Source organism: Desulfomicrobium baculatum DSM 4028 (assembly GCF_000023225.1).
Lineage (GTDB): Bacteria > Desulfobacterota > Desulfovibrionia > Desulfovibrionales > Desulfomicrobiaceae > Desulfomicrobium > Desulfomicrobium baculatum.
In genome coordinates this window covers 243,823-256,578 of sequence record NC_013173.1, presented here as the reverse complement: position 1 = coordinate 256,578, position 12,756 = coordinate 243,823, and the positions used below count along the sequence as shown (strand labels likewise).

At 58.3% G+C, this 12,756-nt stretch carries 8 protein-coding genes; 4 read left to right on the top strand and 4 right to left on the bottom strand.

From position 1 onward, the window contains the following. Position 1: 1 nt before the first annotated feature. The 4 genes from DBAC_RS18655 to DBAC_RS01075 all read right to left on the bottom strand — a co-directional run bounded on the left by DBAC_RS18655 (position 2) and on the right by DBAC_RS01075 (position 6,109). Complete coding sequence (locus tag DBAC_RS18655; RefSeq protein ID WP_143890740.1) at positions 2-559, bottom strand: hypothetical protein; 558 nt, start codon at positions 557-559, stop codon at positions 2-4. A gap of 153 nt (positions 560-712) precedes the next feature. Further along, a complete protein-coding gene (locus DBAC_RS01085) occupies positions 713-2,323 on the bottom strand; it encodes a DUF3369 domain-containing protein (RefSeq protein WP_012805427.1) in 1,611 nt (536 codons plus the stop codon). Beyond that, on the bottom strand, positions 2,320-4,293 hold the full coding sequence (locus DBAC_RS01080; RefSeq protein WP_012805426.1) for a sensor histidine kinase: 1,974 nt from the start codon (positions 4,291-4,293) through the stop codon (positions 2,320-2,322). The genes DBAC_RS01085 and DBAC_RS01080 overlap by 4 nt, the downstream gene beginning before the upstream one ends. A 145-nt stretch (positions 4,294-4,438) precedes the next feature. After that, on the bottom strand, positions 4,439-6,109 hold the full coding sequence (locus DBAC_RS01075; RefSeq protein WP_012805425.1) for a Na/Pi cotransporter family protein: 1,671 nt from the start codon (positions 6,107-6,109) through the stop codon (positions 4,439-4,441). Positions 6,110-6,425: 316 nt separating this feature from the next. On the opposite strand from DBAC_RS01075, the gene ppsA reads away from it, so the two are divergent. The 4 genes from ppsA (at position 6,426) to DBAC_RS01055 (ending at position 12,220) form a co-directional block, all read left to right on the top strand. Continuing rightward, positions 6,426-8,837, top strand: a complete 2,412-nt coding sequence (gene ppsA / locus DBAC_RS01070; protein WP_012805424.1) for a phosphoenolpyruvate synthase — start codon at positions 6,426-6,428, stop codon at positions 8,835-8,837. Positions 8,838-9,215: 378 nt separating this feature from the next. After that, positions 9,216-10,529 (top strand): lysine 2,3-aminomutase, encoded by a 1,314-nt coding sequence (gene kamA / locus DBAC_RS01065; RefSeq protein ID WP_012805423.1) that lies wholly within the window; start codon positions 9,216-9,218, stop codon positions 10,527-10,529. Next, positions 10,519-11,367, top strand: a complete 849-nt coding sequence (gene ablB, locus DBAC_RS01060; protein WP_012805422.1) for a putative beta-lysine N-acetyltransferase — start codon at positions 10,519-10,521, stop codon at positions 11,365-11,367. Before kamA ends, ablB begins: the two co-directional genes overlap by 11 nt. Next, entirely contained in the window at positions 11,333-12,220 is an 888-nt protein-coding gene (locus DBAC_RS01055) for a YitT family protein (RefSeq protein WP_012805421.1), read from the top strand. The genes ablB and DBAC_RS01055 overlap by 35 nt, the downstream gene beginning before the upstream one ends. Positions 12,221-12,756: the final 536 nt, after the last annotated feature.

The window sequence follows — 12,756 nt, the reverse complement described above, 5'->3', positions numbered from 1 at the left end:
CCTATCTTAACGCATCGAAAATAAGAGGGTACACTTTCGACACTTCCCGCGCGTACAAAATATGCTCGCCCTTGAAGGCTCTTCCATTCAATACCAAATCGAACTTTACTCGAACGTGCCAACCATCAACGCACGGCACTGGCTCCAAATTTTCAGAATCATAGTCGCGCTGTCCTTGCTGCCAGAAACCGTCTGGGTAGTCTTGAATCAATACCACAGAGGCCTGTCCTGGAAACTCATAGGAGAAATTTCGGACAAGAATGGATTCAATATTTGGATTGCGACCACCTGTGACACCTGCTTCCCGCACAAAAAATTGGAAATAGACAGATTGTGGAGCATATAATTCCTTATACAAGAAAGATATTCGACTTTTGATATTTGGATACCCAGATGCAAACGTAGAAATGACAAGCTCATTTCCATCATCTAGGGGGAAAACGTGTGAAACATACTCGTACTTAGTAAATTTAGCGCAGCCAGCAGAGGATGCAATTATTACCGCAACTAAAAAAAGCTTTATTGGACAAAGGGGGTTGCTAATTTTAATTCGCATCATGCCACCTTCAAATATATGGTGTACACACATATCTTGCAGCGATCTGACAATCTATTGCCGCCCAAGAAGCACATCTTGAATTTCCTGGTTACAACGATATTTTTAAAATATTTCACACCTCTTAAACCACAGGCGAGACCGTTACAGCCCGCTTCACGCGGGGCGGTCAGAGTCCGCCGGGAGCGCTTCGCGGCTTCCTGCACAGACCCCGCACACATCATGGTACTCTTCCCAGATGGCGATGAAGTCTTCCTTGTTCTCCAGCAGGATATCCACCAGGCACGGATCGAAATGCTTGCCGCTCTCTTCCAGGAAATGGGCGAAGACCTCTTTCCAGGTCCAGGCCTCGTGGTAGACCCTCTTGTTGGACAGGGCGTCGAACACGTCGGCCACGGCCACGATGCGGCCATGGATGTGCGTCTCTTCACCCACGAGCCCTTGCGGGTAGCCATGGCCGTCCCACCGTTCATGGTGCAGCAGGATGATGCGGGCCGCCGTCTGGATGATGGGGCTTGATGAGCGCATGAGCAGATCATGTCCGCGCTGCACATGGCTCTTGATGATCTCGTATTCTTCCGGAGTGAGGGGGCCGGGCTTGTTCAGGACTGAATCGGGGATGCCGATCTTGCCCAGATCGTGGGCCGTGGAGGCCAGCTTCAGCATCTCCGCCTGTTCCTCTCCGAGCCCGTATTTGAGGGCCAGCAGGCGCACGTATTCCGAGACGCGTCGGACATGGCTTCCGGTCTCGGCCGAACGGCATTCCATGGTCTCGGCCATGTGAAAAATGACTTCCTTTTGCGTGTCCTCGATGCCCTTGTTTAGGTACAGATTGTCGAAAGCCAGGGATACGTTGGTAAAAAAGAGTTCGAGCAGATCCCGGTCATTTTCATCCAGATCCTTGGCCAGCTCGAAGTACAGAAAATTCTCCGAATCCGTCTTGCTTTTGAAATACCAGGCGCACTTGTCATCCTCGCAGTAAAAGCCGTGGGGCTGGCTCTTGGCCCGGTCCAGGGCCCGGTGCACCGCTTCGCTTCCGATCTCTTCAATGTGCATCCCCACATACTGGCTGAAGTCTCCCGTTGCGGCCAGGACCATCGATTCATCCTTAACCCCGGAAGCGGTCAGGCCGGAAGCATGAGTGTACACGGCGTCTTTTTTCAGCTGCAGAATGGACGTCAGCTGGCTCAAGACGCCGCACCCGAGCTTTTGCAACGACTGGCGTTCGAAAATGTCCGACGACGCCTCGATGATGCGCCGCAGGCCATTGCGGTTGTTCTCGATGGTGGTGATGAAGCTGTAGCTGCGCAGGGCCGAGATGAGCGTGACCAGCATCTTCTCCAGGGTCAGCTCCGTCTTCTCCTTGTAGTCGTCGATATCGTAATCAAGGATGACCTGCGCCGCCGGAGCCTTGCCCGGCTGCCCGGTGCGCAGGATGATGCGCACGGTGTAATTGCACAGCTCCTCGCGAATGTACCTGACAAGCCTGAGCCCGCTGTCATCGGTCTCCATGACCACATCAAGCAGAATCACGGCGATGTCGGGATGCTCCGCCAGGACTATCTTGGCCTCTTCACCGCTGTAGGCATGCAAAAAATAGAACGTGCGGCCGCGATACTCCTGCCCGGCGAGCATATAGACCGTGACGGTATGCACGTCCGCCTCGTCGTCCACGATCAGGATCTTCCAGCCGTCGTCCTTTGCGCCCTGGGCAGGAGCCAGGGGTGGGATCTCGTCCTTGAACAGGATTTCGTCGTTATCGGTCATGCGCTCTCTCTTTCCACGGGCATGCGCACCTGAAACGTAGTGCCCTGGCCCGGGGCACTGCAACAGGTGATGGTTCCGCCCAGGGTTCCGGTCACGATATTGAAGACGATATGCAGGCCAAGACCGGTGGAGCCTTTGGCCCGAGCCGTGGTGAAAAAGGGTTCGAAGATCCTGTCCTGCACTTCCGGGGCGATGCCGCATCCGTCGTCGGAATAGGTCAGGCTCAGCGTGCCGTCATTCCTGGCGACCACAATGCGGATCAGACCGGCCTGCCCCTCGCCGAAGGCATGAGTCAGGGAGTTGACTATGAAGTTGGTCAAGATCTGGGAAAGCGCCCCGGGATAACTCTCGATGACCAGATCCTCGTCGCACTCCACCTCGACGCGATGCGGCGTCTTCTTGAGCTTTGGCCGCAGGCTCAGGAGCACCTGCCCGATATATTCCCGCACGTTGAAGCTGCGCCGCGATTCGGAGACCTGGTCCGCCGCGACCATTTTGAAACTGCGGATCAGATCCGAGGCACGGTTCAGATTGAGGAGACTCATCTCCACGCCTTCGCGGGTGGACTCCAGATATTCGGTCAGGTTTGAGCGTTTCATCTCTCCCGTGGCGAACAGTTCGCTCAAGATCCGGTTCTTTTCGGCCATGGTGGACGTGGCGGAAAGGGCAACGCCCACAGGCGTGTTTATTTCGTGGGCCACACCCGCCACAAGCCCGCCCAGGGCCGCGAGCTTCTCGGACATGACCAGCTGTCCCTGGGCCTGACGCAGGCTCTCCAGGGCCGTCTGCAAATTTTCGTTGGCCTTGGCCAATTCGGACGTTCGCTGCTCGACCCGGTCCTCCAGATCCTCGTTGAGTATGCAGACCTCTTCCTCGGCCCGTCGCCGATCGTAATCCTGAATTTGCAGGCTTTCCGCCATGCGATCAAACGCCGCCGCGAGGACGCCAAGCTCCCCCTCGTCGTGATCGAGGCCCGTGCGCGTGTCCAGGTCGCCTGTACCCAGGCTATCCACGGCGAACATGAGCCGATCCAGACGACGCATGATGGTCAGTTCTCCTACAAAGTGAGCCGTGCCTATGGCCAGGGCCGTCGCGAGCACAAGCAGCACGAGATTGCGCACAAGCGCCCTCCTCGCCTCGGCCAGGGCCAGGTCTTCGGGCTGCCCAAGACGGATCATGAGCGGCGGCGAATGGGCGTCCTCGAACTGCAGGCGTTTGAAACCGTAGAGCCGCCGCACCCCGTCAACGCCTTTGTCCAGAAAAGCGCCTTCCTCCGCGTCTGCCGACATCTTCTCTATCATATGGGGCAGATCCGGAACCCATGTGTATTTCTCGGTTTCCGGAAACCGGGTCAGACGGATGCCTTCGGCGTCGGTCAGGGTAAACACCGAGCCCTCCGGCAGATGAGCTTCGGCAAAAATCCGCCCGAAGTAGATCAGATCAAAAGAGGCCACCAGCACTCCGCGCAGCGTACCCTCCCGATCCGTGACCGGCTGGGCGAAATCCATGACCACGCTTCGGGTATCCTGATGCAGATGATATTTCCCCATGGCAAACCGTACGCCCTGCCTGGCTTCCTGAAAACAGGTCTCGCTTGCGATGGAGGAAAAGGAGGCCACCGGAGACACAGCCACGATACGGCCGTCGGTATCGGACAGGGCCAAGGCGGCGTAGTCTCCATTGCGGGAGAGCATTTCCTCCAGCAGAAGTTGAGAACCCTCAGGATCGAGCACCTGTATCTCGCGCGCCTTGGACAGGGTGGCCAACAGCAAGCGGGCATTTTCAATAACCTTTGCGTGGTGCGAAGCCATGACCTGGATCTGCCGCAGGGCCGCCGCTTCGGCGCTGTCCACCATGTTCTCCCGAAGCGTGTAGCCCGAAAAAAGCATGATCCCCAGAGCCGGCAACATAGCCAAAAGTACCAGAAAGATGAGGGTCGCACGGATTGAAGAGAAAAACGGAAGCCTCATATGTCCTCCGGCAAACAAAAAAGCGCTCGCAAAGCGTGCATGCTTTTAACGGAGTAATAACGGCGCAGGGAGATGGAAGCAAGAAATTCCCGCAAGATAAGGCTTCTTGCGGGAATTTTGGGGTGTCTTGAGTGCCCGAAGCGGTCTAGTGCTCGGAGGTCACGGAACGGGCGATGGAGTAGCAATAATCGCCGATCTTTTCGAGCCGGGCCAGCAGGTTGATGAAGGTCAGGCCGCCCTCGATCCCGCACTTGCCGATCTTGAGCCGCTCGATGTGGGCTTCACGCATGGACTCGCGCATGGCGTCGATGGTCCGCTCGGCCTCCTCGGCCTTCTCCATGAGATGTTCCGGCTGCCTGATCAGGGCATCGCTGATCATCTTCAGGAATTCATCGACCTTGGCGGCGATAATGAACAGATCGCGCATGGCGACTTCGTTGAATTTGAGCTCCTTGTCGACAATGTCCTCGCACAATAGCCCAAACGCCTCCACGGCATCGCCGATACGCTCGAGATTGTTGACGACGCGCATCTGCTCGGCGATGTCGTTGGAGGTTTCCTCGTTGATTTCGCTTTGCATGGTCTTGGCCAGGAAGGTGGAGATGGCCCGGTGCATGGCGTTGACCTGATCCTCGAAACGCTGGCGTTGCCGAATGGTGCGGTGGTCCCGCGTCTCCAGGCATTCCAGGGCGTTGCTATATGCCGCCTGCACGGTCAGGGACATGCGATGGATTTCGCCCCGAACCTGGGCCAAGGCCGCCACGGGGTTGTCCTCGACGTGCTGATCAAAGACCGGTTGACGGAAGAGGGAGTCTCCCGTGGTCTTGTCCTTGGGGGAAAGCCAGGTGCCCACCCGCACCAACACGGGCAAAAAGACCAGAAAAACGAAGGCGTTGGTCAAATTGAAAAGCGTGTGACCGTTGGCCAGATAGCGGCCTATATGCGGGTATTCCTGGCCCACGTGCATATCCCAGGGCGGAACGCCCATGGACGCGGTTGCCCATTCAATCCCCTGCAAGAACCAGGGAAATATGAGCAGCATGATGCACACTCCAAGCACATTGAACATGGTGTTGGACCGCGCAGCCCGATGGGCATCGATACTGGTCGACCCGATGGTGGCCAGCTCGGCGGTGATGGTGGTGCCGATGTTTTCGCCCAGCACCAGGGCCATGGCCGAAGGAAAGTCGAGCAGTCCCTGGGTGGCCAGGGCCATGGTCAGGCCCACCGTGGCCGAGGAGGACTGCAGGATCATGGTCAGCCCGCAGCCCGTGGCCACGCAAAGAAGTATCCCGCCAAAGGAAGCCGCGTTGAACTTGGTGAAAAAGGCGATGAACTCAGGCTCCAGGCGCAGGGGTTTGAGGCCGTCGCCCATGACCGTCATGCCGAAAAAGAGCAGGCCGAAACCGAGGATGACTTCACCGAGATAGCGGTATTTCTTGCGCGTGGAAAAATACTTGAGGGGCACGCCCAGCGCAATGGCGGGCAGGGCGAGGGCCGAGAGCTTGAAAGCGATGAGCTGGGCGGTCATGGTCGTGCCCACGTTGCAGCCCAACATTACGCCAACGGCCTGAGTCAGCGACATGAGCCCCGCCGACACGAAGCTGATGAGCATGACCGTGGTGGCCGAGGATGACTGCACCAGGGCGGTGACGGCCGCGCCCGTGGCGAAGCCCACCACCCTGTTGTCGGACACGGCCTTGAGGACGTTGCGAATCCTGTTGCCGGCGGCCATCTGCAGGCCCTCGGTCATGAGCTTCATCCCGAGGATGAAAATGCCGAGTCCTCCAAGGGTCTGAATCAAGATATTGAGCATAAGGTATCCATAAAAGATGTTTGTGACAATTGTATGACAAAGACGTGAAACCCGCACCTCTGTAGAGTATCTTGGGCGTTAAGAAAAGTTTTTTTACTCTTCGGAAACAAAACTGTCACAGAGCGGTAACAATCGAATTATCTTCTTTTATTTTAAAAGATTATATTAAAATATCTCGGAATAAGAACCTGAAATCCACTCTCCGCGAAACACGCCGGCCCGCTGGAAAGCACTTCCCGAGTTGCACAATTCGCCTAGCCGTGAGATGAAAAAAAAGACGCGACCAAACCCCTTTCGCACCCCGAGGAGGACTGCCGTGGATAAACAAAACGCCTTCGTGCTCTGGTTTGACGAGCTCGGAATAGAAGATGTGCCGCTGGTCGGCGGCAAGAACGCAAGCCTTGGCGAGATGTACCGCAACCTTGTGCCGAAAGGCGTGCCCATCCCGAACGGTTTCGCTGTCACCGCCCACGCTTACCGCCACCTGCTCAAAGCTTCCGGGGCCATGGACAAGATCAGGGCCATCATGGAGGGCCTTGATACCCACGACATGGACAACCTCATGGAACGGGGAAGCCGCATCCGCGCCCTCATACGCAATCTCGAAATCCCGGCGGACCTGCAGAGCGCCATCACAGGCGCCTACCGCGAACTGGAGCAGACGTACGGCTCCAATGTGGACGTGGCCGTGCGCTCCTCGGCCACAGCCGAGGACCTGCCCGACGCCAGCTTCGCGGGTCAGCAGGAAACCTACCTGAACATCCGCGGCGCGGAAGACCTCATGGACGCCTGCCAGCGCTGCTTTGCCTCCCTTTTCACCAACAGGGCCATCTCCTACCGCCAGGACAAGGGTTTCGACCATTTCTCCATCGCGCTGTCCATCGGCGTGCAGAAGATGGTGCGCTCGGACCTCTCGTCCAGCGGCGTCATGTTCTCCATCGACACCGAGACCGGCTTCAAGGACGCGGTCTTCCTGACCGGGGCCTGGGGCCTCGGGGAAAACGTGGTCCAGGGAGCGGTCAACCCCGACGAATGGTACATCTTCAAGCCCACGCTCAAAAAAGGGTTCAAGCCCATCATCATGAAGCGGGTCGGCGGCAAGGCCATCAAGATGATCTACACCACCGACGCCAAGGCCCCGACCAAGAACGTGACCGTGCCCGAAGAGGACCGGCGCAGGCTGGTCATAAGCGACGAGGAGGTCGTGGCCCTGGCCCGCATGGCCTGCACCATCGAGGAACATTACAGCGCCCATCGCGGCCAGTTCACGCCCATGGACATCGAATGGGCCAAGGACGGCCAGACCGGAGAACTCTTCATCGTCCAGGCCCGGCCCGAGACCGTGCATTCCATGAAAGACCTGGCCGTGCTCAAGAAATACGTGCTCCTGGAAAAGGGGGAAACGCTGGTCGAAGGTCAGTCCGTGGGCGAGCTCATCGGGCAGGGGCCGGTGCAGGTCATCAAGTCGGCGGGGATGATCCACACCTTCCGCAAAGGCGAGGTGCTGGTCACGGACATGACCGACCCGGACTGGGAGCCGATCATGAAGATCGCGTCGGCCATCGTCACCAACCGTGGAGGCAGGACCTGCCACGCGGCCATCGTCAGCCGGGAGCTCGGGATCCCGTGTATCGTCGGCACAGGCAACGCGACCACGAAGCTGACCCAGGGCGAGGACGTGACCGTGGACTGCTCCGAGGGCTCCATCGGCAGCGTGTACCGGGGCCTCGTGCCTTTTGAAGTCCAGGAGACGGATCTTGGCACCCTGCCCAAACCCAAGACCAAGATCATGATGAACCTGGCCAGCCCCGAGCAGGCCTTCGAAAAGAGCTTCATCCCCAACGAAGGAGTGGGTCTGGCGCGGGAAGAATTCATCATCAACTCCTATATCAAGATCCACCCCCTGGCGCTTCTGAACTACGAGGACCTGCCTGACGACATCCTGAAGCGCGCCATCGCCGACATGACCTCGGGCTATGCCGACAAGGCGGAGTTTTTTGTCGACAAGCTGGCCGAAGGGGTGGGCATGATCGCGGCCGCCTTCTACCCCAAGCAGGTCATCGTGCGCCTCTCGGACTTCAAGTCCAACGAGTACGCCAACCTCATCGGCGGCAAGCTCTTCGAGCCGGACGAGGAGAATCCCATGATCGGCTGGCGCGGGGCCTCGCGCTACTATTCCCCGAACTACAAGGCGGCTTTTGGCCTTGAATGCCGGGCCATGAAGAAAATCCGTGAGGACATGGGGCTGACCAACGTGGAGATCATGATCCCCTTCCCGCGCACCGTGGAGGAGGCCAAAAAGGTCATCGAGACCATGGCCGAGTTCGGCCTGAAGCAGGGCGAGAACGGCCTGAAAATCATCGGCATGTGCGAGATCCCGTCCAACGTGATCATGGCCGAGGAATTCCTTGAAGTCTTCGACGGCTTCTCCATCGGCACCAACGACCTGACCCAACTCATTTTGGGTGTGGACCGCGATTCGTCCCTGGTGGCCCACGTCTACGACGAGCGCAATCCGGCCGTGAAGCGGTTCGTCAGACAGGTCATCGAGGTGGCGGTAAAGAAGGGCAAATACATCGGCATCTGCGGCCAGGCCCCGAGCGACTACCCCGAGTTCGCCGAGTTCGTGGTCGAGTGCGGCATCGAATCCATGTCCTTGAATCCGGACACGGTCATCAAGACCACCCTCATCGTGGCCGAGCTGGAAAAGAAGCTGGGCCTTGGCTGAACATCCCAGAGCCGGACGCGCCGGGCGCGTCCGGCTCTGACTTTTTGCTCCGCCAAGCGCGCTTTTTCGATTATGCGCGCACGTCTCTCTTATATCGAAAATGGACCACCCAATCGGGTATTCGCCCATACCCGAAACACAACCCCCGCATCCCCTTGATCAGAACGATATTACATGATCTACATTGCCAATCCTGCGACCACGAAAAGCTTCATCTAACTCATTACAAATTTTTGCATTTTGCAAGATATGGTTCTTTTTCTAAAAGAACTGCTTTGTCTTTGACTTTTTTTGAACGCACCAATTGCATACTGTAATTCTGGAATCAATTTTTCTTGTCATAATTCAGAAATTAACGGTCGCGGAAAAGGAGATCAAATGCACATATATTCCGAAAACCAGCGGCGCCTGGCAAAAAACATCGCGGCGGACGCCACCCGTTCCAACTGGACGGATTGGAAGTGGCACGTCCGCAACAGCATCAAAAGCATCGAGGGAGTCGAGCGTCTGCTTGGCATCGAATTTACCGAGAAGGAGCGCAAAGCGCTGAGGAACACCACGGAAAAATTTCCTATGGCCATCACTCCGTATTATCTGTCCCTCATTGATCCCAGCGACTATCGCAACGACCCCGTGTTCATGCAGGCCTTTCCCTCGACCGACGAATTGCGCATCGAAAGCCACGACATGAGCGACCCTCTGCACGAGGACGAGGATTCCCCCGTGCCCGGCCTGACCCACCGCTATCCGGACCGGGTGCTGCTGCATGTCAGCAACACCTGCGCCATGTACTGCCGCCACTGCACCCGCAAGCGCAAGGTCGGCGACCGTGATTCCATCCCCAGCCGTGAAGACCTGCGCCAGGGGATCGAATATATCCGCAACACTCCGCAGGTGCGCGACGTGCTCCTGTCCGGAGGCGACCCTTTTCTGCTCTCGGATGACATGCTCGATTGGCTGCTGACCGAGATCGGCGGCATCGAGCACGTAGAGGTCGTGCGCATCGGCACGCGCACTCCGGTGGTTCTGCCATACCGCATCACCGACGAACTGGTCGAGATGCTCAAAAAGCATCATCCGCTCTGGATCAACACGCATTTCAACCATCCGGCGGAGATCACGGCCTCGTCCAAGCAGGCCCTGGCCAAGCTGGCCAACGCAGGCATCCCCCTTGGCAACCAGAGCGTGCTCCTGGCCGGGGTGAACGACTGCCCGCGCCTGATCAAGGTTCTCAATCACAAGCTGGTCCGCAACCGGGTCCGCCCCTATTACCTGTACCAGTGCGACCTGTCCGAGGGCCTGACCCATTTTCGCACGCCCATCGGCAAGGGCATCGAGATCCTGGAGAGCCTGCGCGGCCACACCAGCGGCTTCTCCATCCCGACGTATGTGGTCGATGCTCCGGGCGGCGGCGGCAAGATTCCGCTCATGCCCAACTACATCATCTCGTGGACAGCGAACAAGGTCGTGCTGCGCAACTACGAGGGCGTCATCACCACCTACCACGAGCCGGCCCATTACGAGCCGACGTACTGTGACCGCGAATGCACGACCTGCAACCTGCAGCTGCGCGAGGCCGACGCCGAAGAAAAGGCCATCGGCATCGAAAGCCTGCTGGCCGACTGGGACGACACCCAGAGCCTGACCCCCGAAGAGAACGAACGCATAGGGAGGCGCACCGATGCAGCCTGACAGCATGATCCGCATGACAGGGGCTCTGCTCCAGCACGGGCCGGCCAGCGACCGGGTCTATCTGATGAAGCTGGCGTCCCCGGACGTGCCGCGCATCATCCGCTTCATGGAGCAGCTTGCTTCGACCAACGGCTACTCCAAGCTTTTCGCCAAGGTTCCGGGGCAGGCCGAGGGCTGGTTCAGGGCCCAGGGCTTCAAGGTGGAGGCCAGGGTTCCGGGCATGTTCAACGGCAACCAGGACGGCTGCTTCATGGCCAAATATCCGAAGCGGGAACGCTCGGTCATAAGCAGCCCCAAACTGGTGCAAAAAGTGCTGAGTACGGCCAGGGAGCAAAGCGTGCACAGCGGGCGAAGCCTGCCCGAAGGGTGGAAGACAGTCACAATGAAACCGGAGGATGCGCAAGCCATGGCGGATCTCTACCGCCAGGTCTTCGAGACCTACCCCTTTCCCATCCACGACCCGGAGTATTTGCGCTCGACGATGGATTCGCACGTGCGCTACTTCGGAATTCGCGATGACGCGGGTCGCTTGACAGCCCTGGCCTCGGCTGAAATGGATTGTTCGGCCGGCAACGTGGAAATGACGGACTTCGCCACGCTCGCGGACTGTCGCGGCAAGGGTCTGGCCAGCATCCTCCTGGCCCATATGGAAAAAGCGATGGCCAAGGCCGGAATCGACACCGCCTACACCATCGCCAGGGCCCACGCCACCGGCATGAACATCGTTTTCGCCAGGCAGGGGTACGACTTTGCCGGCACCCTGCCCAACAACACCCAGATCAAAGGCGATCTTGAGAGCATGAATGTCTGGTATAAACCCCTTGAAGCCTGCAATTAAACGTTTTGATCTGGCCTACTCCGTCCGCTGGAATCTCTTTCTGATCACCAGCGGCGCGCTCCTGTGCGCCTTCGCCATGAAAAGCATCGCCGTGCCCCAACAGTTCATCCCCGGCGGTTTTTTCGGCGTGGGCGCGCTCATATATTACAAAACGGGCTGGCTGACGCCGGGCATCCTCTTTTTCCTGATCAACCTGCCCGCTTTTATTCTGGGCTGGTACAAGCTCAGCCCCCGTTTCGTGCTCTACAGCCTTTACGGCATGGTGGTCATGACCGTGGCCTTCGAGGTCATGGACATAGACGTCGTGATTCACAACCAATTCTACGCGGCCGTAGCCTGCGGCGTGCTGAACGGGCTTGGCGGCGGGCTCATCCTGCGCTCTCTGGGATCGGGAGGAGGCCTGGACATCATCGCGGTCTATCTCTTCCAGACGTACAATATCGGCGTGGGCAAGGTCTATTTCGGATTCAACCTTGCCCTTTTCCTCCTGTGCCTGACGATCATGCCCGCCGATCTGGTCATCGTATCCCTCATTCTGGTCTTCATCTCCTCGGCCATGGTCGAACAGACCCTGGCGCTCTTTTCGCAACGCAAGGTCGTCTTCATCATCTCCGATCATTCCGAAGCCATCAGCCAGACCATTCTCGATTCCATGAAGCAGAGCGCGACCTTCCTCAAAGGCATGGGCGCGTTCAGCAAGCGCGAAAAAAACGTGCTCATGACCGTGGTCAACAACATCCAGCTCAAAAAGCTCGAAGAAATCACCTTCACCCACGACCCGCAGGCCCTCTTCATCGTGGAAAACACCTTCACGGTGCTGGGCTCAAGCTTTTCCAAGCGCAAGATCTACTGACACCCGAATCGTATCATACAACCGCCTTCGATCACACGCATCAAACCATCCCCCCCATTTCCACACCACTCCAGCGGGCCGGGCTTAGCCGGACAAGGGTTGCCGACTGTCTGACTGAGCCAGGCATCGTTTGCTTTCCGGCCGTTTGCCGCACGAAGCGCGGCAGAATGCCCGAACCTCAAGGCCGGAAAGCATTACGAGGCCCGCAAAGGAGTTTCGGCAGCCCTTGTCCGGCTAAGCCCGGCTCGCGGTCGCACGGGAACTGCCAGCCATTTCCAACCCCTTACCGCATCGCTTCAAGCGTGTCGGCGGGGGCCCGCAGAAAAAGATGAAGAGGCAACCACCCCGCCCTTAGGCAGCCCTTGTCCGGCCAAGCCCGACTCGCGGCCGCACGGGAACTGCCTGCCATTTCCAACCCCTTCCCGCATCGCCTCAAGCGTGTCGGCGGGGGCCGGGCAAAGGCTGCCTGCTGTCTGACTGAGCCGGGCATCGTTTGCTTCCCGGCCGTTTGCCGCACGAAGCGCGGCAGAATGCCC